This window comes from Variovorax palleresanus, from assembly GCF_051144945.1.
GTDB classification, from domain to species: domain Bacteria; phylum Pseudomonadota; class Gammaproteobacteria; order Burkholderiales; family Burkholderiaceae_C; genus Variovorax; species Variovorax paradoxus_S.
The window spans coordinates 3,259,799-3,283,728 of sequence record NZ_JBJNVP010000002.1; the positions used below are offsets into that span (position 1 = coordinate 3,259,799).

Here is a 23,930-nt window from a genome sequence, read left to right on the forward strand (position 1 = left end):
GAGTCCAGCATGTCGAACAGAACCGCTTTCCGTCTTGCCGCCATTGGCGCCTGCCTTTGCGCCGCGCCTTTGCTGGCCCTCGCCGACCAGTGGAGCGACATCAGCCAGCGCAAGGAACTGCGCTGCGGCACCTTCGCCGACGTGCCGCCCTTCGCCGCCCCCGATCCGAAGACGCGCGAGATGGTGGGCCACGACGTCGACCTGTGCAATGCGCTGGCCAAGGAACTCGGCCTCGCGGCCAAGGTCACGCCGTTGTCGGTGGAGGCGCGCGTGCCCGAGGTCAAGCTCGGGCGCGTCGACGTGACCGTCGCCAACCTGGCCTACACCAAGAGCCGCGGCGAACAGATCCAGTTCAGCGACCCGTACTACGTGGCCAAGGAAATGCTGGCGGTGAAGGCTTCCGACCCGGGCACGGCCAAGGCCGACTTCAAGGGCAAGCGCCTGAGCTCGACCAAGGGCTCGACCTCCGAGCTGTCGATCAAGATGAACGGCTCCGAGCCGGTCACCTTCCAGGACACGGGCTCGGCCTTCATGGCGGTGCAGCAAAACAAGTCGGTCGGCATGGTTGCGAACACGATGACCATCACCAAGCTGGTCAACCAGTCGAAGACCGAAGGCGTGGCGCTGAAGATGATCAAGGAACCGATGGTGCTGCAGCCCATCGGCGTCGGCATGAAGAAGGACGAGCCGGCGCTGCTGGCCAAGGTGAACGGCGCGCTCTACGCGCTGGAGAAGTCGGGCGAGCTCGACAAGATCTGGGCGAAGTGGCTCGGCCCGAACACCGAATACAAGATGACGCGCGAAGAAAAGGTCATGCCGCTGGCGGAACTCAAGTTCGAACTCCTGCCCTGACCGCGCTCACGCCCGGCGGAAAGCATCTCCCTGGCGCCCGGCCTCCGGGCGCCAGGGATGAAGGGGGTTACTTGCGCGCGGTGACCTCGGGCATCGCCGAAGAGTGGTGGTGAGCGATCAGCCATTGGCCGTTGACCCACTCGTAGACGTAGGTGTAGCGGGCATGCACTTTCTTGCCGTCCTTGAACTTGAAGGTGTAGGTGCCGACGTCCTGCGCCACGTTGCAACCGATCTTGATGATGCGGTGGTCGATCGTGCCCTGCGGCGCGTCCTTCAGGAACTTGACGAAGTAGTCGCGGACCTCGGCCGGATTGGTGCGCGGCTGGTTCGAGACGGTCGGCAGCAGTACGCCGTCGACTGCGTAGTTGGCAACGACCTTGTCGGCATCCAGCGTGCGCAGCGAGTCGTTCCAGCGGTCGAACAGCGCCGCGATCTGCGGCTCGGTCGCTGGCACGCAGATCCCCGCTGCCGGCGTCTGCGCAAAGGCAGAGGTTGAAATGGCGAGGACTGCCGCGGTGGTTGCCGAGAGGGAGAGCGTACGAAGCACATTCATGGAGTTTTCCTTTTGCAATGGGTAGTCAATCGCCGGCATCACCGGCGCTGCATCGTCTTGCGATACAGGACTTCATTCTTCGGTCTCTCCATGAACGCCACCGGGGCTTCGCGATGAACCCCGGGTGACGCGCACATGAATATCGGATGAACCGCCTCAGCCCGGCTCCGCGTCCAGCCGATAGCCCAGGCCGCGCACCGTCTTCAACAACGCAACGGGATGGCCGTCGTCGATCTTGGCGCGCAGGCGACGTACATACACGTCGACGATGTTGGTGAGCGGATCTTCGTTCGTGCCCCACACATTGGAAAGGATGCGCTCCCGGCTGTAGACACGGCCGGGCGCCGCCATCAACAGTTCGAGGAAGGCAAGCTCCTTGGCCGTGAGCGGGACGAGCTTGCCGGCACGGGTCACCTCCATGCGCTCCCGGTCGAGAACGAGGTCTGCCACCTGCAGCGTGGTGGCCCTTGGCCTTTGCTCCCGGCCGCGGCGAAGCAGGGCCTCGATGCGCGCCAGGAGCTCCTCGAACGCAAAGGGCTTGGTGAGGTAGTCGTCGGCGCCCAGGCGCAGGCCGCTCACCTTGTCCTCGGTGTTGCTCAACGCCGTGAGCATCAGGACCGGCACATGGTTGCCTTCGGCGCGCAGCGTCTGGCACAGCTCCAGGCCGCTCAGGCCGGGAAGCATCAGGTCCAGCAGGAGCACGGACAGCTCGTTGCTGCGCGCGAGTTCGAGGCCTTCGGGGCCGGTGCGCGCCAGCTGCACGCGGTAACCCTCGGCGCTCAGGCCCCGCAGCAGAAAGTCGGCGACGCGCGCGTCGTCTTCGACAACCAGGATGTTCATGTTCGTTGGGTCCGGACGGAAAATTGGCACGGCAGTTCGATCCGCACCGTGGTGCCGTGCGAGGGAATGCTAGCGATGTCGATGCGGCCGTGATGGGCATGCACGATGGCCTGCGCGATCGACAGCCCGATGCCGGTGCCGTCGGCCCGATGAATGCGTGCGCGGCGACCGCGGACGAAGCGATCGAACACCTTCGGCAACTCGTCCTCGTCGATGCCGATCCCCTCATCGGCCACCACCACCTGCACGCGGCCGTCGATCAGCTGCCAGCTCACCTGCACCGTCCCGTCACTGCGCGAATAGCGCACCGCGTTGTCGAGCACGATGACGAGGGCCTGCCGGAGACGGTCGGCATCGGCCTGCAGCGTGACCGCGGGCGCCTCGGCGCCGGGGGGCTCGAGCTGAACGCGAACGTTGTGCCGCGCACCCAGCGCCTCGGCCATTTCGGTGGCGTCGCCCAGCAGCTCCGAGAGGTCGACCGCGTCGACGTGCATCGCCAGCTGGTCGGCCTCGGCCTTGGCGACCAGGAGCAGGTCGTCGATCACGCCGGTGAGCTGCTTCACGCCACCCACGATGCGCGTCAGCGTCTGCCGGTACTCGGCAAGCGGCTTGTCTGCGCCGCGCAGCGCGATCTCCGCCTCGCCGCGGATGGCCGTGGCCGGCGTGCGAAGCTCGTGGCTGAGATCGGCGAGAAGCTGGCGGCGCCGCTGGTCGATCTGTTGCAGGGTTTCGTGCGCGGCGCTCAGCTCGCTGGTGCGCTCCAGAACGGCCTCCTCGAGCCGGCGGCGCGCGGCATCGGCGTCGAGCCGGTGCCGCTGCAGTTCGGCGGCCATCGCATTGAAATGTTCGGCAACCCGGTCGAACTCGTCGCGCGAACCCAGCGCGATGCGGTGGTCGAGTGCGCCGGCCCGCAAGGCCCGCGTGCCTTCGAGCAGACGGTCCAGCGGCCGCTGCAGCCGCTGGTTCAGGTACAGCGCCAGCAGGACGGCGGCCGCCAGCGTGAGGGCCGCGAGGCCGATGGCCTGCTGGCGCAATTGGTCCAGGCCCCGCTCGGTCGCCGCGCGGGCAACCGGCATCACGTTGCGCTGCCGCTCGATGGCGCCGTTGATCAACTCGCGCAGATCACGGCCGCGTGCCTTGTCGAAGACTTCGTTCAGCTCCTGCCAGACGCTGGCGAACTCGGCGCCACGCTCCAGCGGTGCGAGTTTCAGCAGTCGGGCGCGGACCGCGGCGATGTTGTCGTTGAGCAGGTCGCTGACGGCGACCAGCTCGACGACTTCCGGCGGGATGGGCACGCCTTCGCGTTCCGCGATCCCGCCCCACAGGGAAAGGTCGCGGCGCGCGAACTGCCTGAGCGTTTCCGTGCTGGCCTGCATGCGCGCCAGCTGGCTGTCGCGCACCTCGGGCGATGCGTTCGCACCCATCAGCTGCTGGGACGCCCAGACCCGCAGCCGCTGCTTGCTGGCCGAGAGTTCCAGCAGTTCCGACAGGATGTCGCTGGCCAGCCGGCTGTGCTGGGCGTAGTCGTTGACCCGGTTCGATCCCCAGTAGACGAAGCCGGCCTGGATGCAGACCAGCGCGACGAGAACGGCAAATGCGAGGGAAAGGCGGAGTCGGAACATGAGGCACTGTAGCGGCGCGGTGCGGGCTTCTGCATGAACATCAGATGAACGTTCTCGTCCAGCGCGGATTGGCCGGCATCGTTCCGCGCCCTGGTCACGGTGCAGTCTTGCTGGTGCGGGCTCGCGTGAGATTCGTGGGTGCCACGCCGAAACGATGCAGCACATTGCCGAGCAGTTTTCCGAAGAGCGGGTCGCTGCCGATCACCCAGGCCGCGCCGACTGCGCCCGCATGAAACACGCGCCCGCCTTGCGGCCGCTCCCAATAGATCATTTCGGCCGAGAGTCCGTCGAGCGATTCGGTGAGCCTCGAGTAGTAGTCGAGATAGGCGTCCGACTTGCCCGGGACGCGCCGGATGCCCTTGGCGATGACTTCGATGCCCTCTTGCGCGACGGGCAGGGAAGCGCCCGTGGGGAGCCGCTTCGTCATCTTCGCGAGGCTCGAGAGGGTCAGGTCCCACTCGTGCCCGATGGCGCGCGGCAACCCGCCGCCGGGCGCGTGGCCGAAGGTTTCGCCCTTGCCGAGGCCCAGCGGCTGCGGCTCGTTGAAGAGCGCATGCGCCGGCAGCTCGACGTGGTAGACGCCGAAGTCGTCGCCATCGGCGAAGGCCCAACCCGCGGTTTCGAGGCCGATGATGCCGGCGGCCGGCCGGCCCGATGCCTTGAGCCGTCCGCCGCGCGCCCAGTCCTGGCTGTGGTACTGCTCGCCGAACGCGCCTGCCGGCGGGCCGACGGGCGGCCTGGCGTCGTCGTGATCGGGCCCGTTCACCTTCCGCTGTTCCATGACGGTGAAGTCCTCGTCGTAGCTCACGCGCAGGTACATGGTGTTGCCCGACAGCACGACCGCGCTGCCGCCGCGCCTCAGGAAATCGTCCAGCCCCTCCACGCCGGGCAGCGACCAGTATTCGCTGTGGCCGTTGATGAAGACGGTCTTGTAGCGCGCAAGCAGAGACGGGTCGCGGTGCAGGTCGATGTCGCCGATCACGTCGTAGTCGTAGCCCTGCTTGTCGAGCCACACGTGCAGGTGGCGTTCGAGCCGCGTCCACTGGCTGAAGCCGCTCGCGGCCGGGTCGTAGAGCGCATTGGGGCTGGCATTGGGCCAGGGCATGCGCAGGCCGACCTGGTAGCAGGGCTGGCCGTGGCGGTGGTAGACGTAGCTGCTGTAGGCCGGCGCTTCGGGATGGCTGTTCTCCAGGCCCTCCGAACGGCGCGGCCACACCGGATCGTCGACCACGTTCTTCGCGAATGGCGTGGTGGCGTAGGCGAGCCAGCTGTTGACCGCGCACAGCACGAGGATGGGGGCCGGCGCCGCGTGCGCCGGCTTGCGCACGATGAAGGTGATGTCGTAATCCGCCTTGCGGCCTTCGATGTCGAAGCGCGCGCGTCCGACGTACACGCCCGACCTGGCGTCGCCGGGAACGCGGAATTCGTGCACCGCGTCCCAGCGGCAATCGTAGAGATCGTCGCCGGCAAAACGCAGGCCGTGCCCGCGCGTCGGATCGTGGAGCGGGTCGTAGGGAGATTCGTCTTCTTCGCAGTGGCCTACCTTGCCGGGCTCGAAGGCCGGGCCGACGATCATCCAGGTTGCGTGGTTGACGATGCGGCCGGTGCGTTGATGCCCGCTGGCATCGGCCACTTGCGACCCGCGCTCTTCCCGCAGCGGCCAGCAGGCGAGCACCGAACGGCCCGTTGCGATCTGCAAGCCGCGTTGCTCGCGGCGCGCGGCAATTTCGCCGGCCGACAGCGCCCGGTCGTACAGCGCCGGCATGACGAGGTCGGCCTCGAGGAACAGGTCGGCCTGGCCGTCGATGGCGCTTGCGCCGAGCCGCAGCGGCGCGGTGGCGGGCTCGACGGCCTGCAGTGCGGGCCACTCCGCCACGCACACCCCATCGATGCAGAGCGTCGCGAACTCGCCGTTCCACGTGGCGGCAATGTGCTGCCAACGACGCGTCGCGAGCCGGCCGTGCGATGGCGCGGCGTTGTCTCCCAGGTGGAACGACAGCGCGCCCCCTGGTTCGATGAAGAGCGCAAAGCCGCGGTGCGCGAGGTCGTCGTGCTGGCTGACGATGGTCTGCCTGACGTCGACCGTCCAGGGCTTGATCCAGCATTCGAAGCTCAATCCGCGCAGCGGCAGGCCGGCCGGCAAACCACGTTCGACATGCACGTAGGAGCCGGGGTGGATCGGCTGAACGCGCGCCCGATGCGGCGCGAACGCTTCGAGCGCCACGTCGTCGCTGCGTCCTTCGACGTCGCTGCCCAGCCGGCAGACCGCGAATTCGTAAGGCACGTCGCTGCTGACGTGAAAGCGGACGAGATCGCCCGCCGCCACCGTCTTGGCATCGGCGTAGCCGTGGAGGCCGGGCAGCTGCAGCGGTTTGTGCGGCGGGATCGGGTGCGGGGCGGTCGCTGTCATTCCGACGTGAAGCCCGAGGCCTTCACCACCGGTCCCCAGCGCTTGATGTCGTCGGCGATGAGGGCCGAGAGTTCTTCGGGCGTGCTCGGATTCGGATCGCTGCTGAGCTTCAGCAGCCGTTCCTGCACGTCCTTGTTGGCAAGCGCCTTGCCGAGTGCCGCATGCAGCTGGTCGACGATGGGCCGCGGCGTGCCGGCCGGCACGAAGAGGCCGGTCCATTCCAGGTTGTCGAAGTGCGGCTGGCCGAGTTCCTTGAGCGTCGGCACGTCGGGCAGCAATGCGGCGCGTTTGGCGCCATTCACCGCCAGCACCTTGAGCTTGCCCGACTGCTGGTGCGCGACGAGATCGGCAATGGGAATGATGCCGGCCGAGATCTGGTTGCCGAGCAGGTCTTGCACCAGCGGCGCCGCCCCTCGGTAGGGCGCGGCCACGAGGCCCGCCTTGGCATCGCTGCCCAAGCGGTAGCCTATGAATTGCGCGACGCTGCCCGGAGCGGGCACGCCGTAGTTGGCCTTCTTCGGGTCCTTGGCGGCAATGTCGAGCCATTGCTTCACATCCTTGGCCGGCAGCTCCGCGGGGACAGCGATGCCTACGTAGAAGCTCGCGATGCGGCCGACGGGCTTGAAGTCCCTGACCGGGTCGTAGCGCACCGACTTCGTGGTGAGCGGCAGCATGACCATCATGTGCATGTTGGCGAGCAACACGGTGAGTCCGTCCGCCGGCGCCGTGCGAACGTAGTCGGCCGCGATCGCGCCGCCCGCGCCGGTGCGGTTGTCGACGACGACGGTCGTGCCGAGTTCGGCGGCCAGCTTGTCGGCGAGCGTGCGTGCCTGCACGTCGGCCGAGCCGCCAGCCGGGTAGCCGACGATGAGCTTCAGCGGGCCGTGCGCGGTGTTGATCTGTGCCGCGGCCGCGGCGGCGAAGGCCAATGCGGCGCAGGCGAGCGTGGCCCTGAGAGTGAACGAGAGCTTCATCGGAGGCTTTCCTGGGTGGGGTTGCGAAATCGGTGCGGTCGCCGGGTTCAGTGCGCGAGGCCCTTGCGTGCGATCTCGTCGGCGAGATCGGCCAGCGACTTTTCGAGCAGGTCGGCCAGCTCGTCGATCTCCGTTTCGGTGATCGTGAGCGGCGGCGTGATCATCTGGAAATCGCCGAAAGCGCCGAGGTTCGCCCGGCGGTTGTAGAGCGCGATGCCATGCTTCAAGCCGTGCTCGGTGAGCCGCGCAGGTGCGTTGAAAGCGACCGGCAGCTGGCTGCGCGTGGCCTTGTCCGAGACGATCTCGATGGCCGTGAGCAGGCCCTTGCCGCGCACGTCGCCGACGATCGGCGAGTGCGATGCGATGTCGCGCAGGCGTGCCATCAGCAGTTCGCCCATGTCGCGCGCGCGGGTCACGAGGTCTTGCCGCACGACCTCGTCGACCACCGCGCGCGCGACCGCGCACGACAGCGGATTCGTGAAGTAGGTGTGGCCGTGCACGAAGCCGCCGGCACCCGCAATCGCATCGACCACCCTGTTCGGTGCGAGCAGGCAACCGAGCGGCGTGTAGCCGGCGGCCAGGCCCTTGGCGAGCGTGACGAGGTCGGGGCGCGCGCCCTCCCAGTGGTGCGCGGCAAGGAAGGCGCCGGTGCGGCCGGCGCCGCTCATGATTTCGTCGAAGATCACCAGCACGCCATGGCGGTCGCAGATCTCGCGCACGCGCTGGAAGTACGCCGCCGAGGAAACCACCGCGCCGGTCGAGAGGCCGCCGATGGGTTCGAGGATGAAGGCCAGCACCGTCTCCGGGCCTTCGCGCAGGATGGTTTGTTCGAGCGCGTCGGCGCATGCCTTCTCGTGCGACTCGACCGTATGGCCATCGGGCAAGCGGTATGACAAGGGCGCCGGCACCTTGGGCATCGGGCGGACCATCGGGCCGTACAGGTTGAGCGTGTTGGCATCGCCCGTGACCGCCAGCGCGCCGAGCGTCGAGCCGTGGTAGCTCGGATCGCGCGAGATCACCTTCGAGCGGCTGCCCTGGCCGGTCACGACCGCGTACTGGCGCGCGAGCTTGATCGCAGCCTCGTTGGCCTCCGATCCACCCGATACGAAAAATGCGCGGTCGAAGCCTTCGCCCGCGAGTCCGCAGACGCGGTCGGCCAGCGCGATGTTGTGCTCGCTCTCGAAAAAGCGCGGATACGCGAAGGTCACCTTCGATGCCTGTTCGGTCATCGCGGCCAGCACGCGCGGATTGCCGTGGCCTATGTTCGCGACGACGGCGCCGGCGGTTGCGTCGAGATAGCGCTTGCCGTTCGCATCCCACAGAAAGATGCCTTCGCCGCGGGCGACGCGCGGCGGACGGGCCGACCCCTTGGGTGCGTAGAAGCCGAGGACGGAGCCGCCCTTGGGCTCGTCACCGATCCGGGCGATGCCGGTCGCGGGGGAGTTCGAGGTGTTCATGACCCGACGATACGAATCGCGGCCGCTTTGCGGTAGACGCATGGAGTGATGAAGTGCTATACGTTCGCCGTATGAAGCACGTACATGACCGGCTCGACCTGCTCGACACTTTCCAGAAGATCGGCGAGAGCGGATCGCTCAGCAAGGCGGCGCGGCTGCTGGGCACGACGCAGCCCACGGTCAGCCGGCGGCTGCTCGAACTGGAGCGGCTGCTCGGCTGCAAGCTTGCGCTGCGCACGACCGCAAGCTTTTCGCTCACCGACGAAGGGCGCTCGCTGCTCGTCGAGGCCCGCGACCTCGGCGACCGCTGGTCAGGCCTGTCGCAACGCCTGAAGGGCGGGCAGAGCCGGCCCGAAGGCACGCTGCGCGTGATCGGCCCTTCGGGGTACGGAACGGGCTTCCTGACCGACGCGGTGACCGACCTGCGCGCGGCACATCCCGCGTTGCGCGTCGAACTCACGCTGACCGATCGGGTGCTCGACCTGACCGCATGGGGAGCGGATTGCTGGGTCTGCGTGGGCGAGGTGCGCGATCCTGGATTGGTGAGCCGCAAGCTCGGCACGATGGAACGCGTGCTGATCGCCACGCCTGAATTGCTCAGGAAGCTGGGGCCCGTCAGCATCGCGCGCCTTTCGCAGTTGCCCTGCGTCGGGCTCGTGCCCTACGTGACCGGCAACGTGCGCATGCTGGATCGATCGGGCCGCTCCCGCATGGTGATGCTCGACACGCCGATCCAGACCGACAGCCTGCTGTCGAGCTACCGCGCGATTCTCAATGGAGCCGGTATCGGCGCGGCGGCCCCCTGGATGTGCCAGGAAGACCTCAAGACCGGCCGGGTGCAGCGTGTGCTGGCGAACTGGTGGCTCGAACCCATCGCCATTCATGTCGCGCTGCCTCCCGGCATCTACAGGCCCGCGCGCGTGATCGCATTCATCGAGGCCCTCAAGGCAAGGATGTTTGCCCTTTCCGGGTTCCGGCCATCGGCCTGAACAGGCCAAGCCGGGGTCGCGCCGCTTCTGTCCATGGTCCGGGGTCCTCGACATGCTCCGAACTCTGCTTTTCGATGTTCTGTAAAGTGACGGATGGTTTTCGCAACTCCATTCGCTTGTCTTGAACTCTATTAGCTTCGACCCCACCCGCTTCGATGCCGCCATCGTCGATCTCGACGGCACCATGGTCGACACGCTCGGCGATTTTGCGGTGTCGCTGAACCACATGCTCGCCGACCTCTCGTTGCCGCCAGTGGCTCCGGCAGCCATCGAGAAAATGGTGGGCAAGGGTTCGGAGCACCTGATTCTTTCGGCGCTGGCGCATGTGATGTCTTCCAGCGAAGGCGCCGCGGCGGGTGCCGGCGCGGAGGCGCTGCAGGCACAGGCGCAAGCGCTGTTCGACCGGGCCTGGGAGCGCTACCAGCACCACTACCTGGCCATCAACGGACAGCACTCGGCGGTGTACCCGGGCGTGGTCGAGGGGCTCAAGGCACTTCGGTCGCGCGGCCTGCGCCTGGCCTGCCTCACCAACAAGCCGACTTCGTTCGCCAAGCCGCTGCTGGCCACCAAGGGGCTCGATGGCTTCTTCGAGTTCGCCTTCGGTGGCGATGCCTTCGCGCGCAAGAAGCCGGACCCGCTGCCGCTCTTGAAGACCTGCGAAGCGCTGGGCACCGTTCCTGCGCGCACGTTGATGATCGGCGACTCGAGCAACGACGCCAAGGCCGCGCGTGCGGCCGGCTGTCCGGTGCTGCTCGTGACCTATGGCTACAACCATGGCGAGCCGGTGCGCGGCGTGGATGCCGACGGCTTCGTGGATTCGCTCGCCGAACTCGATCGCGCGGCGGCCTGAGCCGGAAGGCCGCGGCTACGGCTGCTTTCCGAGCAGCGCGTCCTTCAGTTTCCAGTCGGCCGGCACGGGGCCGAGCCAGATGCGCAGCAGCGCGTTGAAGAAGGCCTGTTCCTTGATCGGGTCGGGCTGCGCCACGCCGCGCACGGTGATCACCGTGCCCGTGCCGGGCAGCCAGTCGATGGTGAAGGTGTCGCCGGCCTTGAGCTGCTTCTGGTCGGCGAACATCTGGCCCATGCGAAGCAGCCCCGGAATGAGGTTGACCATTTCGCTCTTGGGCGAGTTTTCTTCCACGCCCTTGGTGAAGAGCTTGCCGAGCTCGTTGGCCTCGATGTCGCGCAACATGGTGATTGCCACGCGCTTGGGGCCCGGCGCGGCCAGCGCTTCTTCGGGCGTGGAGACTTTCTTGCCCAAGTAGAACCCCGCCGCGTAGACCTTGAACACGGCCTTGTAGCGCACGCCCGCGCCATTGAGCTGCAGGGTGCTGCCGCGCAGGTCGAGGGTGTCGTTCAGCTTGACGCCGGCCACGTCGACCTGGGCGGCCGAGGCGCCGAGCACGGCCGAAGCGAAGGCCAGGGCGGCCAGGCGGGAGAACGACGGGGTCGGGAGCGAAGGTGCGGCCAAAGGATCTCCTCGATTTGCGAACGATCGTGCTAATGTATCTTTTCGTTCTACCCCGTCCCCCTCGGGGGAACCCTGAAGCGAGCTGTTGCACGCGGCGGCGTTTTCGTGGGCTAAACTCCACGTTCCATGTTCGTTCATCACATCATTCAAACAGGTGAAGGCAGCCGGGGAGCCTGGCCCTGGCGTCGCCATACATCGCTGACTGTTTGATTGCACGGCGCACGCCGTGCGCCCGCGGTACCGGATCGCTCATCGACTCCGGACCACCAGTGAATGACCTTGCCACCGGCCGAACTCGAGCGCCGGAGGCAATTGGAGAACGAATCCGTGATCACCGAACTTGAATTCAAGAGCCTCAGCGCCCAGGGCTACAACCGTATTCCGCTGATGGCCGAGGCCTTTGCCGACCTCGAAACGCCTCTTTCCCTCTACCTCAAGCTGGCTCATTCGCAGGGCGGCGGCAAGCACAGCTTCCTGCTCGAATCGGTGGTGGGCGGCGAGCGCTTCGGGCGCTACAGCTTCATCGGACTGCCGGCTCGCACACTGCTGCGCGCGTCGGGCTTCGGCGCCGAGGCCGTGACCGAGGTGGTGACCGACGGCCACGTGGTCGAGACCGCCGCGGGCAATCCGCTGGATTTTGTTGCCGAGTACCAGAAGCGCTTCAAGGTGGCGCTGCGGCCGGGCCTGCCGCGTTTTTGCGGCGGCCTTGCTGGCTACTTCGGCTACGACACGGTGCGCCACATCGAGCGCAAGCTCGAAAAAAGCTGTCCGCCCGATGCGCTGGGCTGCCCCGACATCCTGCTGCTGCAGTGCGAAGAGCTTGCCGTCATCGACAACCTCTCGGGCAAGCTCTACCTGATCGTCTATGCCGATCCGAAGCAGCCCGAGGCCTATGCGACGGGCAAGCGCCGCCTGCGCGAGCTGAAGGAAAAGCTCAAGTATTCGGTGAGCGCGCCCGTGGTGAAGCCCACGCAGCCGCATCCGCCCGAGCGCAGCTTTGCCAAGGCCGACTACCTCGCGGCCGTGGAGCGCGCCAAGGAGATGATCGCCGCCGGCGACTTCATGCAGGTGCAGGTGGGGCAGCGCATCAGCAAGCGCTACACCGAGTCGCCGCTGTCGCTGTACCGCGCGCTGCGTTCGCTGAATCCGTCGCCCTACATGTACTACTACCACCTGGGCGATTTCCACGTGGTGGGGGCCTCGCCCGAAATCCTGGTGCGCCAGGAGAACACCGGCGAGGGCGAGCAGAAGATCACCATCCGCCCGCTGGCCGGCACGCGCCCGCGCGGCGCCTCGCTGGAGCTCGACAAGGCGGCCGAGGAAGAACTCATCAACGACCCGAAGGAGCGCGCCGAGCACGTGATGCTGATCGACCTCGCGCGCAACGACATCGGCCGCATCGCCAAGACCGGTACCGTGAAGGTGACCGAGGCCTTTGCGGTGGAGCGCTACAGCCACGTGATGCACATCGTGAGCAATGTCGAGGGCACGCTGAAAGACGGCATGACCGCCATCGACGTGCTCAAGGCCACGTTCCCGGCCGGCACGCTCACCGGCGCGCCCAAGGTGCACGCGATGGAACTCATCGACCAGCTGGAGCCCACCAAGCGCGGCCTCTACGGCGGCGCCTGCGGCTACATCAGCTATGCGGGCGACATGGACGTGGCCATCGCCATCCGCACCGGCATCGTGAAGGATCAGATGCTGCACGTGCAGGCCGCGGCCGGCGTGGTCGCCGATTCGGTGCCCGAGCTGGAGTGGAAAGAAACGGAAGCCAAGGCGCGCGCACTGCTGCGCGCCGCCGAGTTGGTCGAGGAGGGACTGGAATGAGCAACGTACCGGACATCCAGAACGATTTCTCGCACGAAATCATCGGCGCCGCCGTCGAGGTTCAGCGCGTGCTCGGCACGGGCCTGAGTGAAGACGCCTACGCCGCGGCCCTGGCCATCGAACTCGCCGAGCGCGAGATCGGCTTTGCGCAGGGCGTGGCGCTGTCGGCGAGCTACAAGGGCCGTTCGCTTGGCGAGGTGTATCGCGCGGCTTTCGTGGTCGAGCAGTCGGTCATCGTCGAGCTCAAGGCGGTCGACGTGCTGACCGACCTGCACCGCGCGCAGGTGCTCGCCGCGCTGCGGCTCTCGGGCCTCAAGCTGGGCCTATTGATCAACTTCAACGTGTTCCCCGTCGTCAAGGGCGTGCACCGGATTGTGAGCAAGCCATGAAACTGCTGATGATCGACAACTACGATTCCTTCACCTACAACATCGTCCAGTACCTGGGCGAGCTGGGTGCGGATGTTCAGGTGCACCGCAACGACGAGATCAGCGTGGCGCAGATCGGCGAGCTGATCGCCTCGGGTGTCACGCGGCTCGTGGTGTCGCCGGGCCCTTGTTCGCCGGCGGAAGCGGGCGTTTCGGTGGCGGCCATCAAGGAATTCGCGGGCAAGCTGCCGATTCTTGGCGTGTGTCTCGGCCACCAGGCCATCGGCGCGGCCTTCGGCGGCAAGATCGTGCGCGCGCAGCAGCTGATGCACGGCAAGACCAGCGAGATCACGACCACGCAGGAAGGCGTGTTCGCGGGGCTGCCCGAGAAGTTCACCGTCAACCGCTATCACTCGCTGTCCATCGAGCGCGAAAGCTGCCCGAAGGAATTGGCGATCACCGCCTGGACCGACGACGGCGAGATCATGGGCGTGCGGCACACCGGCTTTGCACACGACGTGCGCATCGAGGGCGTGCAGTTCCACCCCGAATCGATCCTCACTGAGCACGGCCACGCCATGCTCAAGAACTTCCTGGATTGACCAGCATGGCTCTCCCCCAGCCTTCGCGCACTTCTTGTCGCTTCGCCAACCCCCTCGCCGGGGGCAATACCAGCGGCCCGGCAGAGCCGGTTCCGCGGTATTCCCGCTAAGGATCCAAAGACATGTCGACCTCTCATTCCATCGTCGATCTGCGCAGCGACACCGTCACGCAGCCCACCCCGGCGATGCGCGAGGCCATGATGGCGGCGCCGCTCGGCGACGACGTCTTCGGCACCGACCCGAGCGTCAACGCGCTGCAGGAAAAGATCGCCGCGCTGCTGGGCTTCGAGGCGGCGCTCTTCGTGCCCACCGGCACGCAGAGCAACCTGTGCGCGATCCTCTCCCATTGCGGTCGGGGCGACGAATACATCGTCGGCCAGCAGGCGCATTGCTACCGTTGGGAAGGCGGCGGCGCTGCGGTGTTCGGCAGCGTGCAGCCGCAGCCTCTCGACCATGCGCCCGACGGCACGCTGCCGCTCGCGCAGATCGAAGCGGCCGTCAAGCCCGACGACGCGCACTTTGCACGCACGCGGCTGCTGGCGCTGGAGAACACGCTGGGCGGCAAGCTGCTGCCTTTTGAATACGTGCAGGCCGCGACCGATCTGGCCAGGAGCAAGGGGCTGCAGCGGCACCTGGACGGGGCCCGCCTCTTCAACGCCGCAACGGCGCAGGCGGCGCTGAACAAGCGCAGCGACATCCGCGCCGAAGCACGCCGCATCGCGCAATGCTTCGACAGCGCCTCGGTCTGCTTCAGCAAGGGCCTTGGGGCACCCATCGGCTCGGCGCTGGCCGGTTCGCGCGAGTTCATCGCGCGGGCGCACCGTATCCGCAAGATGGCGGGCGGCGGCATGCGGCAAGCCGGCCTGCTTGCCGCGGCGGCTTCGCATGCGCTCGACCACCACGTCGACCGGCTGGCTGAAGACCATGCATCGGCCCGGCGCCTGGCGGAGGGGCTCGAAGGCATCGAGGGCCTGAAGGTCGAGGCGCCGCACACGAACATCGTGTTCGTCGATCTCACGGGCGCGGCGCAGGCGCGTTCGGCGGAGCTGCTGGCGCACCTGAACCAGCAGGGCATTCTTGCGACCGGGCTCTATCGGCTGCGCTTCGTCACGCACCTCGATGTCGATGCCGCCGGCGTGGACCGCGCCGTTGCCGCCATCCGCGGCTTCTTCAACGCCTGAACCTCGAGGAGCCGTGCGATGCCCGATCTCCCGCATCTGCTCGCTTTCATCGCCGCCGGCTGGCTGCTGAACCTCACTCCGGGCCCCGACGTGCTCTACGTCGTGACGAATTCGCTGCGCTCCGGCGTGCGCGCCGGCACCGTCGCCGGGCTCGGCATCACCGCCGGCTGCTTCGTTCACATCTTTGCCGCCGCAGTCGGCGTCGGCACCCTGATGGCCACGTCTGCGGCGGCCTTCACGGTGCTCAAGTACGTCGGTGCGGCCTATCTGCTCTACCTTGGCGTGCGCATGGTGCTGTCTCGCGCGGCGCCGCCCGCAGACCTGGACAAGGCCGCGGCCGCGGTGAGCGGGGAACGCAGCCTCAAGGCGATCTTCCTCGGCGGGTTCTGGACGAACGTGCTCAACCCCAAGGTGGCGTTGTTCTTCCTGGCTTTCGTGCCGCAGTTCATCGCGCCTGGTGCGGACAACAAGGCCCTGTACTTCGTGCTGCTGGGCGTGCTGTTCAACCTCAATGCGATCCCCGTCAACGTGGGCTGGGCCGTGGCGGCTGGCTGGATGGCGCGCCGCGGCGCCGTGCAAAAAGGCATGCACTGGCTCGATCGCGCGGCGGGCGTCCTCTTCATCGGCTTCGGCCTCAAGCTTGCGTTCACGGACGCGCCGGCGGTTCGCGCCGGACACTGACAAACACCCAGGAGACTTCCCATGATCACTCCCCAGGAAGCGCTGCAGCGCACCATCGAGCACCGCGAGGTCTTCCACGACGAGATGCTGCACATCGTGCGGCTCATCATGAGCGGCGAGTGCTCGCCCGTGATGATGGCGGCGCTGATCACCGGCCTGCGCGTCAAGAAGGAAACCATCGGCGAGATCACGGCGGCCGCGCAGGTGATGCGCGAGGTGTCGACCAAGGTGCCGGTGAAGGACACCACGCACCTGGTCGACATCGTCGGCACCGGCGGCGACGGCTCGCACACCTTCAACATCTCGACCTGCTCGATGTTCGTCGCGGCCGCGGCGGGGGCCAAGGTGAGCAAGCATGGCGGGCGCAGCGTGTCGAGCAAGTCGGGCAGCGCCGACGTGCTGGAGTCGCTCGGGGTCAACATCAACCTGCAGCCGGAGCAGATCGCACGCTCCATCGAAGAGGTGGGCATCGGCTTCATGTTCGCGCCCAACCACCATCCGGCCATGAAGAACGTCGCGCCGGTGCGTAAGGAATTGGGCATCAAGACCATCTTCAACATCCTCGGTCCGCTGACCAATCCGGCGGGTGCGCCGAACATCCTGATGGGCGTGTTCCACCCCGACCTTGTGGGCATCCAGGTGCGTGCGCTGCAGCGCCTGGGCACCGAGCACGCCATGGTGGTGTACGGTCGCGACGGCATGGACGAAATCTCGCTCGGCGCCGCCACCATGGTGGGCGAACTCAAGGATGGCGAGATCCGCGAATACGAACTGCACCCCGAAGACTTCGGCTTTGCCATGTCGAGCAACCGCGCGCTGCGCGTGGAAACGCCCGAGCAGTCGAAGGCCATGCTGCTGGGGGTGCTCGACAACCAGGCCGGCCCGGCGCTGGACATCGTGCTGCTCAACGCCGGCGCGGCGCTGTATGCGGCCAACGTGGTCGATTCGATCGCCAAGGGCATCGAACGCGCACGCGAGGCGATTGCATCGGGCGCCGCCCGGGCCAAGCTGGCCGAACTCGTCAAGGCCTCCACGGCCGTTTGAGCCGCAACAGATTGCTGGGAACACAGAACATGTCCGACATCCTCGACAAGATCGTTGCCGTCAAGCGGCAGGAAATTGCTGCGGCGCAAAAAAGAAGCCCGCTCGAAGCGGTGCGCTTCGACGCCGAGAGCCGCGTGCTGACGCGCGATTTCGAAGGCGCGCTGCGCGCCAAGATCGCTGCCGGCCACGCCGCGGTGATCGCCGAGGTCAAGAAAGCCAGCCCGAGCAAGGGCGTGCTGCGCGAAGACTTCATTCCGGCCGACATTGCCCAGAGCTATGCCGAGGGCGACGGCGAGATCAGCGCCGCCTGTCTTTCGGTGCTCACCGACAAGCAGTTTTTCCAGGGCAGCGTCGACTATCTGAAGCAGGCCCGTGCCTCGTGCGACCTGCCCGTGCTTCGCAAGGACTTCATCGTCGACGCCTACCAGATCTACGAATCGCGTGCGATGGGCGCCGATGCGATCCTGTTGATTGCCGCTGTGCTCGACGACGCGCAGATGAAGGACTACGAAGCCATTGCGCGCGGCCTCGGCATGGCGGTGCTGGTCGAAGTGCACGACGCGGCCGAACTCGAGCGCGCACTCAAGCTCAAGACGCCGCTCGTCGGCGTGAACAACCGCAACTTGCGCAATTTCGAGGTGTCGATCCAGGCCACCATCGATTTGCTTCCCCAACTGCCGGCCGACCGGCTGGCAGTAACGGAATCGGGCATTGCCACGCGTGAAGACGTGGCCACGCTGCGCGCGGCGGGCGTCCACGCCTTCCTGGTCGGCGAGGCCTTCATGCGTGCCAAGGAACCCGGCGAGGCGCTCGCCGCATTGTTCAAATGAGCCGGCCGGACCAGCTGTCCAGCAGCGATCCGGCCGACTGGCCCGTGGCACCGGGCTGGCAGCCGCTGGTCGACGAGTTTTTCGGCAGCGTCGTGGGGGTGAAGCTGCGCAGCTTCCTGCGCGAGCGCCTCGATGCCGGCGCCGTGATCTTTCCGCCGCAACCGCTGCGGGCGCTGGAGCTGACGCCGCCCGAGGACGTGCGCGTCGTCATCCTGGGCCAGGATCCGTACCACGGGCGCGGCCAGGCGGAAGGGCTCGCGTTCTCGGTGGCGCCCGGCGTGGCGCTGCCGCCCTCGCTGCGCAACATCTTCAAGGAGCTCCAGCGCGACCTCGGCACGCCGCCTCCGCCATTCCCGAATCCGGGCGGCAGCCTGGTGAAATGGGCGACCCACGGCGTGCTGCTGCTCAACACCTGCCTCACGGTCGAGGAAGGGCAGCCCGCCAGCCATTCGGGCCGTGGCTGGGAAGTGCTGACCGATGCGGTCATCCGCCATGTATCAGCCGGCGAGAAACCTGTTGTTTTTATGCTCTGGGGTTCGCACGCACAAAGTAAGCGTGCGTTGATCGATGTTGGGCGCCATAAGGTGCTGATATCGAATCATCCGTCGCCGCTTTCCGCGTTGCGCCCGCCTGCGCCCTTCATCGGCTGCGGACATTTCGGCGAGGCGCGTGCGTGGCGGGAGGCGCGCCAGGCGGCCGGCTGAATTCGCGGATAATCCCCGCAGTTCCGCCTCGTGCAGTTCCTCACGCTTCTTCTTGGTGCTGGGGGTTCTGTGTAGTCACAAAACCGTGCTATATTTCGAGGTTCGCCGGAGAGGTGGCCGAGTGGTTAATGGCAGCAGACTGTAAATCTGCCCTCTTACGAGTACGCTGGTTCGAATCCAGCCCTCTCCACCAGCGATGAATTTGGTTTCTAAGAAAGAGCGATTGGATCTAGCGCTTTGGGTGCCTTGGAGTGCCCCCGATGCGGGAGTAGTTCAATGGTAGAACCCCAGCCTTCCAAGCTGATGACGCGGGTTCGATTCCCGTCTCCCGCTCCAGAGACCCGGTTCGACGCCGGAAGCGATTGGTTAGACAAAAGCCCTTTTGGCTCAGTGGTAGAGCACTCCCTTGGTAAGGGAGAGGTCGCGGGTCCGATTCCCGCAAAGGGCACCAGTTTCTGGGGGTTGCAACAGCAGGTTTGCAACCCATCTGCATACGTTGAAATCGTTTTTTTCGGAGTCGAAAAATGGCAAAAGGTAAATTCACCCGCACCAAGCCGCACGTGAACGTGGGCACGATCGGTCACGTCGACCACGGCAAGACCACGCTGACGGCGGCCATCGCCACGGTGCTGTCGGCCAAGTTCGGCGGCGAAGCCAAGGCCTACGACCAGATCGACGCGGCGCCCGAAGAAAAGGCCCGCGGCATCACCATCAACACCGCCCACGTCGAGTACGAAACGGCCAACCGCCACTACGCTCACGTCGACTGCCCCGGCCACGCCGACTACGTCAAGAACATGATCACCGGCGCGGCCCAGATGGACGGCGCCATTCTCGTGTGCTCGGCCGCCGACGGCCCCATGCCCCAGACCCGCGAGCACATCCTGCTGGCCCGTCAGGTCGGTGTGGGCTACATCATCGTGTTCCTGAACAAGTGCGACATGGTCGACGACGCCGAACTGCTCGAACTCGTTGAAATGGAAGTGCGCGAGCTGCTGGACAAGTACGAATTCCCGGGCGACGACACCCCCATCATCCACGGCTCGGCCAAGCTCGCCCTGGAAGGCGACAAGGGCAAGCTGGGTGAAGAAGCCATCATGAAGCTGGCCGAAGCCCTCGATACCTACATCCCGACGCCCGAGCGCGCCGTGGACGGCACCTTCCTGATGCCCGTGGAAGACGTGTTCTCGATCTCCGGCCGCGGCACCGTCGTGACCGGCGCCGTCGAGCGCGGCGTGATCAAGGTCGGCGAGGAAATCGAGATCGTCGGCATCCGCCCGACCGTCAAGACCACCTGCACCGGCGTGGAAATGTTCCGCAAGCTGCTGGACCAAGGCCAGGCGGGCGACAACGTCGGCGTGCTGCTGCGCGGCACCAAGCGCGAAGAAGTCGAGCGCGGCCAAGTGCTGTGCAAGCCCGGCTCGATCAAGCCGCACACCCACTTCACCGCCGAGGTGTACGTGCTGTCCAAGGACGAAGGTGGCCGTCACACGCCGTTCTTCAACAACTACCGTCCGCAGTTCTACTTCCGCACGACGGACGTGACCGGCGCGATCGAGCTGCCCAAGGACAAGGAAATGGTCATGCCTGGCGACAACGTCAGCATCACCGTGAAGCTGATCAACCCGATCGCGATGGAAGAAGGCCTGCGCTTCGCCATCCGCGAAGGCGGCCGTACCGTGGGTTCGGGCGTCGTGGCCAAGATCCTCGACATCTAAGCCGAGCGTAAAGAGTACCGGAGGGGTATAGCTCAATTGGCAGAGCGTCGGTCTCCAAAACCGAAGGTTGTAGGTTCGATTCCTACTGCCCCTGCCACCTAGGTGGCGCCTCCGAAAAAGCCCCGTCGTGCACCGGCGGAAGGCAAAAAAAGCCCATCGCAACCCGATGGGCTTCGGCGTCTCAAAAAGACGCATTGAATTGAAGGCCGAAAGGCCACAGGAAATCAGCCGAACATGGCCACTTCTCAAATCGAAACCGTGAGCACGGGTGCCGACAAAGCCAAACTGGCTGCGGCGGTGGTGCTGGCAGTGGGCGCCATCGTGGCGTTCTATCTGCTGTCGCGCCAAGGCTCGCTGGTGCAATGGGCTGCGCTGCTGGTCGGTCTGGCCGCGGCCGTGGGCGCATTCGGCAGTTCGGAGAATGGCCGCCAGTTGTGGGCCTTTGGCCGCGACTCATGGCGCGAGGTCAAGAAGGTCGTCTGGCCGACCCGCAAGGAAGCGATGCAGATGACGGCTTATGTGTTTGCCTTCGTGGCAATCATGTCCGTCTTCCTCTGGCTCACCGACAAGACGCTCGAATGGGTGTTTTTCGACCTCATTCTGGGCTGGAGAAAATAAATGACCGCTGATCCAGTGAACGCAGTTGACACCACCCCGGGCACGCCGGAAGAAGAAAGCACTTCCGTGCTGGCTCCCGCCGCCAACCCCGATCTGCGTTGGTACGTGGTGCATGCCTATTCGGGCATGGAGAAGGCTGTCGAGCGCAACATCACCGAGCGCATCAACCGCGCCGGCATGCAGGACAAGTTCGGCCGCATCCTGGTTCCGACCGAAGAAGTGGTCGAAATCAAGAACGGCCAGAAGCGCACCACCGAGCGCCGCTTCTTCCCGGGCTACGTGCTGGTCGAAATGATCATGGACGACGAGAGCTGGCACCTGGTGAAGCACACCAACAAGGTGACGGGCTTCGTGGGCGGCGCCAAGAATCGCCCGGCCCCGATCTCGCAGAAAGAGGTCGAGGACATCGTCAACCAGATGCAGCAGGGCACCGAGAAGCCGCGCCACAAGGTCGAGTTCACCGTCGGCGAATTCGTGCGCGTCAAGGAAGGCCCGTTCACCGACTTCAACGGCACGGTCGAAGAAGTCAACTACGAGAAGAGCAAGGTCAGCGTGTCGGTCATGATCTTCGGCCGCGCAACGCCTGTGGAACTCGAATTCAGCCAGGTCGAAAAGACCTGAGCCCCTTCCGGTCTTCGGGCCGGAACCATTTCCGGCTGCGCGTTGTCCGACTCGGCGCGCGGCCTTGATCGAAGAGTCGTTAAACCCCGGGGAGCTGCGGCGAGAGCCAAGGCGATATCACCCGCAAGGAGCAAAGCATGGCGAAAAAAATCGTCGGCTTCATCAAGCTGCAAGTGCCAGCTGGTAAGGCCAACCCGTCACCACCCATCGGTCCCGCACTGGGCCAGCGTGGTTTGAACATCATGGAGTTCTGCAAGGCGTTCAACGCGCAGACCCAGAGCGTCGAGCCTGGTCTGCCGCTGCCGGTGGTCATCACCGCGTTCGCTGACAAGAGCTTCACCTTCATCATCAAGACGCCGCCGGCGATCACCTTGATCAAGAAGGCCATCAAGCTGGACAAGGGTTCGGCCCGTCCGCACACTGACAAGGTCGGCAAGATCACGCGCGCACAGCTCGAGGAAATTGCCAAGGCCAAGATGAAGGACCTGACTGCAGCCGATCTGGACGCAGCAGTTCGCACCATCGCCGGCTCTGCCCGTTCGATGGGCGTGAATGTGGAGGGCGTGTAAATGGCCAAGATCACCAAGAAGCAAAAAGCGCTCGCAGGCAAGGTCGACAGCAACAAGCTGTACGCCCTCGTTGAAGCCATCGGCCTCGTGAAGGACGCCGCCACCGCCAAGTTCGACGAATCGATCGACGTGGCCGTGCAGCTCGGCATCGACGCGAAGAAGTCGGACCAGGTCGTGCGTGGCGCCGTCGTGCTGCCCAACGGCACCGGCAAGACCAAGCGCGTGGCTGTGTTCGCCCAGGGCGCCAAGGCTGAAGAAGCCAAGGCCGCCGGCGCCGACATCGTCGGCATGGACGACCTGGCTGCCATGGTCAAGGCTGGCGACATGCCTTTCGACGTCGTGATCGCTGCCCCCGATGCCATGCGCGTGGTCGGTACGCTCGGTCAGATCCTCGGCCCGCGCGGCCTGATGCCCAACCCCAAGGTTGGCACGGTGACCCCGGACGTCGCCACGGCCGTGAAGAACGCCAAGGCTGGCCAGGTCCAGTTCCGCGTCGACAAGGCCGGCATCATCCACGGCACGATCGGCCGTCGCTCGTTCGACACCGACAAGCTGCAAGGCAACCTGGTTGCGCTGATCGACGCGCTGGTCAAGGCCAAGCCGGCGACCAGCAAGGGCGTGTTCCTGCGCAAGGTGGCTGTGTCGTCGACCATGGGTCTGGGTGTCCGCGTGGACACGCAAACCATCTCGGCGAGCTAAAGAGATTGGCCCGGCTCCGAAAGGAGCAGGGCGAATGTGGTGGGTCGCGGCAGCTTCGGTTGCCGTGAGCCATCCAAGACCGCTGGTGTGCAGGGTTGCCTGCACTTAATAGCCGGACCTTTTGTCCGGCAATCAGCGCAGATGGCGACCCCACTGCAAGGAATTTGATTTTTTGTTCCTAACAGTTGGTCGCTGCATGAAGCGCGATCCGAGGCCCCGGCCGAAGGTCGCATTAAAAGGAGTAGACCTTGAGTCTGAATCGCAGTGAGAAAGAAGCGGTCATCAGTGATGTGACCAGCCTCGCCGCAAAAGCTCAAACGCTCGTGCTGGCGGAATACCGTGGCATCACGGTTGCCGATATGACCAAACTGCGCAGCGAAGCGCGCAGCAAGGGTGTGAACCTCAGCGTGTTGAAGAACACGCTGGCACGCCGTGCTGTCGCTGGTAGCGCATTCGAAGTCATTGGCGACCAGATGACCGGCCCGCTGATCTACGGCTTTTCCGAAGACGCAGTGGCCGCCGCCAAGGTGGTGGCCGACTTCGCGAAGACCAACGACAAGTTGGTGATTCGCGGTGGTGCGTTCGGCGGCAAGGCCCTGGATGTGAACGGCGTGAAGCAGCTCGCAAGCATCCCTTCGAAGGAAGTGCTGTTGGCGCAGTTGCTGGGCTTGATGCAATCCCCGATTTCCCGTACGGCACGCGTTCTCGCGGCGCTGGCCGCGAAGCGTGGGGAAGGCGCAGCAGCACCCGCAGCCGATGCACCGGCAGAAGCCGAGGCGCAGCCCGCATAAGCCGGCTTGCGTTTGAAATATTCAACCCAATTGTTAGGAAACAAAAATGGCATTCGATAAAGACGCATTTCTGACCGCGCTTGACAGCATGACGGTCCTGGAACTCAACGAACTGGTGAAAGCCATCGAAGAGAAGTTTGGCGTGAGCGCTGCCGCCATGGCAGGTCCCGCAGCTGCAGGCCCCGCCGCCGCAGTGGCCGAAGAACAAACCGAATTCAATGTCGTGCTGGCCGATGTCGGCGCGAACAAGGTGTCGGTCATCAAGGCCGTGCGCGAAATCACCGGCCTGGGCCTCAAGGAAGCCAAGGACCTGGTGGAAGCCGCTCCCAAGGCTGTCAAGGAAGCCCTGTCCAAGGCTGACGCTGAAGCCGCCAAGAAGAAGCTGGAAGAAGCCGGCGCCAAGGTGGAACTGAAGTAATTCAGACCCCCTAGAGGGCTGGAGGTGCCTGAAAAGGCCCTCCAGCCTTTGCCGCTTTCAGAGCGCACCCAAAAGCCGGCTTGGCGCC

General features: G+C 65.7%; 25 protein-coding genes and 4 tRNA genes. 22 read left to right on the forward strand and 7 right to left on the reverse strand.

Features of this window, described 5'->3' with window-relative positions:
- Nucleotides 1-9: 9 nt before the first annotated feature.
- Nucleotides 10-852 (forward strand): ABC transporter substrate-binding protein, encoded by an 843-nt coding sequence (locus ACJ7Z0_RS19185; RefSeq protein ID WP_434791104.1) that lies wholly within the window; start codon nucleotides 10-12, stop codon nucleotides 850-852.
- A gap of 67 nt (nucleotides 853-919) precedes the next feature.
- Here ACJ7Z0_RS19185 and ACJ7Z0_RS19190 read toward each other — a convergent pair whose 3' ends face one another.
- From ACJ7Z0_RS19190 to ACJ7Z0_RS19215, 6 genes are all read right to left on the reverse strand, one after another.
- Nucleotides 920-1,405 carry an SgcJ/EcaC family oxidoreductase gene (locus ACJ7Z0_RS19190; protein ID WP_434791105.1) on the reverse strand — a complete coding sequence of 162 codons (486 nt, stop codon included), beginning with the start codon at nucleotides 1,403-1,405 and terminating at the stop codon, nucleotides 920-922.
- A gap of 156 nt (nucleotides 1,406-1,561) precedes the next feature.
- Nucleotides 1,562-2,245, reverse strand: coding sequence for a response regulator transcription factor (locus ACJ7Z0_RS19195; RefSeq protein ID WP_434791106.1), 684 nt, complete (start codon nucleotides 2,243-2,245; stop codon nucleotides 1,562-1,564).
- Nucleotides 2,242-3,867: a sensor histidine kinase gene (locus ACJ7Z0_RS19200; RefSeq protein WP_434791107.1), complete on the reverse strand. Its 1,626-nt coding sequence runs from the start codon at nucleotides 3,865-3,867 to the stop codon at nucleotides 2,242-2,244. Before ACJ7Z0_RS19200 ends, ACJ7Z0_RS19195 begins: the two co-directional genes overlap by 4 nt.
- Nucleotides 3,868-3,961: 94 nt before the next feature.
- Nucleotides 3,962-6,277, reverse strand: a complete 2,316-nt coding sequence (locus tag ACJ7Z0_RS19205; RefSeq protein ID WP_434791108.1) for a N,N-dimethylformamidase beta subunit family domain-containing protein — start codon at nucleotides 6,275-6,277, stop codon at nucleotides 3,962-3,964.
- A complete protein-coding gene (locus ACJ7Z0_RS19210; protein ID WP_434791109.1) occupies nucleotides 6,274-7,251 on the reverse strand; it encodes a Bug family tripartite tricarboxylate transporter substrate binding protein in 978 nt (325 codons plus the stop codon). The genes ACJ7Z0_RS19205 and ACJ7Z0_RS19210 overlap by 4 nt, the downstream gene beginning before the upstream one ends.
- Before the next feature lie 47 nt (nucleotides 7,252-7,298).
- The gene (locus tag ACJ7Z0_RS19215) at nucleotides 7,299-8,708 is read right to left on the reverse strand and encodes an aminotransferase family protein (RefSeq protein WP_434791110.1); all 1,410 of its coding nucleotides are present in this window, start codon (nucleotides 8,706-8,708) and stop codon (nucleotides 7,299-7,301) included.
- Nucleotides 8,709-8,779: 71 nt separating this feature from the next.
- Between ACJ7Z0_RS19215 and ACJ7Z0_RS19220 the strand changes: the two genes are divergently transcribed.
- On the forward strand, nucleotides 8,780-9,697 hold the full coding sequence (locus tag ACJ7Z0_RS19220) for a LysR family transcriptional regulator (protein ID WP_434791111.1): 918 nt from the start codon (nucleotides 8,780-8,782) through the stop codon (nucleotides 9,695-9,697).
- Nucleotides 9,698-9,818: 121 nt separating this feature from the next.
- Entirely contained in the window at nucleotides 9,819-10,547 is a 729-nt protein-coding gene (gene gph, locus ACJ7Z0_RS19225) for a phosphoglycolate phosphatase (protein WP_434791112.1), read from the forward strand.
- 15 nt (nucleotides 10,548-10,562) lie between these two features.
- Here the strand turns inward: gph and ACJ7Z0_RS19230 are convergent, their stop codons facing one another.
- Nucleotides 10,563-11,168: a chalcone isomerase family protein gene (locus ACJ7Z0_RS19230; protein ID WP_434791113.1), complete on the reverse strand. Its 606-nt coding sequence runs from the start codon at nucleotides 11,166-11,168 to the stop codon at nucleotides 10,563-10,565.
- Nucleotides 11,169-11,495: 327 nt separating this feature from the next.
- Between ACJ7Z0_RS19230 and trpE the strand changes: the two genes are divergently transcribed.
- The 19 genes from trpE to rplL all read left to right on the forward strand — a co-directional run bounded on the left by trpE (nucleotide 11,496) and on the right by rplL (nucleotide 23,842).
- Nucleotides 11,496-12,998, forward strand: a complete 1,503-nt coding sequence (gene trpE, locus ACJ7Z0_RS19235; protein ID WP_434792690.1) for an anthranilate synthase component I — start codon at nucleotides 11,496-11,498, stop codon at nucleotides 12,996-12,998.
- On the forward strand, nucleotides 12,995-13,387 hold the full coding sequence (locus ACJ7Z0_RS19240) for a GxxExxY protein (protein WP_434791114.1): 393 nt from the start codon (nucleotides 12,995-12,997) through the stop codon (nucleotides 13,385-13,387). The genes trpE and ACJ7Z0_RS19240 overlap by 4 nt, the downstream gene beginning before the upstream one ends.
- The gene (locus ACJ7Z0_RS19245) at nucleotides 13,384-13,968 is read left to right on the forward strand and encodes an aminodeoxychorismate/anthranilate synthase component II (protein WP_434791115.1); all 585 of its coding nucleotides are present in this window, start codon (nucleotides 13,384-13,386) and stop codon (nucleotides 13,966-13,968) included. The genes ACJ7Z0_RS19240 and ACJ7Z0_RS19245 overlap by 4 nt, the downstream gene beginning before the upstream one ends.
- Before the next feature lie 122 nt (nucleotides 13,969-14,090).
- Nucleotides 14,091-15,149 (forward strand): low-specificity L-threonine aldolase, encoded by a 1,059-nt coding sequence (ltaE, locus tag ACJ7Z0_RS19250; RefSeq protein ID WP_434791116.1) that lies wholly within the window; start codon nucleotides 14,091-14,093, stop codon nucleotides 15,147-15,149.
- 18 nt (nucleotides 15,150-15,167) lie between these two features.
- Nucleotides 15,168-15,830, forward strand: coding sequence for a LysE family translocator (locus ACJ7Z0_RS19255; RefSeq protein WP_434791117.1), 663 nt, complete (start codon nucleotides 15,168-15,170; stop codon nucleotides 15,828-15,830).
- A 21-nt stretch (nucleotides 15,831-15,851) separates the two neighbouring features.
- Entirely contained in the window at nucleotides 15,852-16,874 is a 1,023-nt protein-coding gene (trpD, locus tag ACJ7Z0_RS19260) for an anthranilate phosphoribosyltransferase (RefSeq protein ID WP_434791118.1), read from the forward strand.
- 29 nt (nucleotides 16,875-16,903) lie between these two features.
- Nucleotides 16,904-17,704 (forward strand): indole-3-glycerol phosphate synthase TrpC, encoded by an 801-nt coding sequence (trpC, locus tag ACJ7Z0_RS19265; protein WP_434791119.1) that lies wholly within the window; start codon nucleotides 16,904-16,906, stop codon nucleotides 17,702-17,704.
- A complete protein-coding gene (locus ACJ7Z0_RS19270; protein WP_434791120.1) occupies nucleotides 17,701-18,408 on the forward strand; it encodes a uracil-DNA glycosylase in 708 nt (235 codons plus the stop codon). The genes trpC and ACJ7Z0_RS19270 overlap by 4 nt, the downstream gene beginning before the upstream one ends.
- Nucleotides 18,409-18,515: 107 nt before the next feature.
- A tRNA-Tyr gene (locus tag ACJ7Z0_RS19275) sits at nucleotides 18,516-18,601 on the forward strand.
- Between the two features lie 69 nt (nucleotides 18,602-18,670).
- Nucleotides 18,671-18,744 (forward strand) — tRNA-Gly (locus ACJ7Z0_RS19280).
- 40 nt (nucleotides 18,745-18,784) lie between these two features.
- Nucleotides 18,785-18,859: transfer RNA gene (locus ACJ7Z0_RS19285), tRNA-Thr, on the forward strand.
- 73 nt (nucleotides 18,860-18,932) lie between these two features.
- The gene (gene tuf, locus ACJ7Z0_RS19290; RefSeq protein WP_012745744.1) at nucleotides 18,933-20,126 is read left to right on the forward strand and encodes an elongation factor Tu; all 1,194 of its coding nucleotides are present in this window, start codon (nucleotides 18,933-18,935) and stop codon (nucleotides 20,124-20,126) included.
- Nucleotides 20,127-20,147: 21 nt separating this feature from the next.
- Nucleotides 20,148-20,223: transfer RNA gene (locus tag ACJ7Z0_RS19295), tRNA-Trp, on the forward strand.
- A 137-nt stretch (nucleotides 20,224-20,360) separates the two neighbouring features.
- Nucleotides 20,361-20,744, forward strand: a complete 384-nt coding sequence (gene secE / locus ACJ7Z0_RS19300; RefSeq protein WP_007831049.1) for a preprotein translocase subunit SecE — start codon at nucleotides 20,361-20,363, stop codon at nucleotides 20,742-20,744.
- On the forward strand, nucleotides 20,745-21,365 hold the full coding sequence (gene nusG, locus ACJ7Z0_RS19305) for a transcription termination/antitermination protein NusG (RefSeq protein ID WP_434791121.1): 621 nt from the start codon (nucleotides 20,745-20,747) through the stop codon (nucleotides 21,363-21,365). It begins immediately after the preceding gene.
- Nucleotides 21,366-21,502: 137 nt separating this feature from the next.
- Nucleotides 21,503-21,934, forward strand: a complete 432-nt coding sequence (rplK, locus tag ACJ7Z0_RS19310) for a 50S ribosomal protein L11 (protein ID WP_055801191.1) — start codon at nucleotides 21,503-21,505, stop codon at nucleotides 21,932-21,934.
- Nucleotides 21,935-22,633, forward strand: a complete 699-nt coding sequence (gene rplA, locus ACJ7Z0_RS19315; RefSeq protein ID WP_434791122.1) for a 50S ribosomal protein L1 — start codon at nucleotides 21,935-21,937, stop codon at nucleotides 22,631-22,633.
- Nucleotides 22,634-22,881: 248 nt separating this feature from the next.
- Nucleotides 22,882-23,424, forward strand: a complete 543-nt coding sequence (rplJ, locus tag ACJ7Z0_RS19320; RefSeq protein ID WP_093023395.1) for a 50S ribosomal protein L10 — start codon at nucleotides 22,882-22,884, stop codon at nucleotides 23,422-23,424.
- A gap of 46 nt (nucleotides 23,425-23,470) precedes the next feature.
- Nucleotides 23,471-23,842 carry a 50S ribosomal protein L7/L12 gene (gene rplL, locus ACJ7Z0_RS19325; RefSeq protein ID WP_198789614.1) on the forward strand — a complete coding sequence of 124 codons (372 nt, stop codon included), beginning with the start codon at nucleotides 23,471-23,473 and terminating at the stop codon, nucleotides 23,840-23,842.
- The last annotated feature ends 88 nt before the right edge of the window (nucleotides 23,843-23,930 follow it).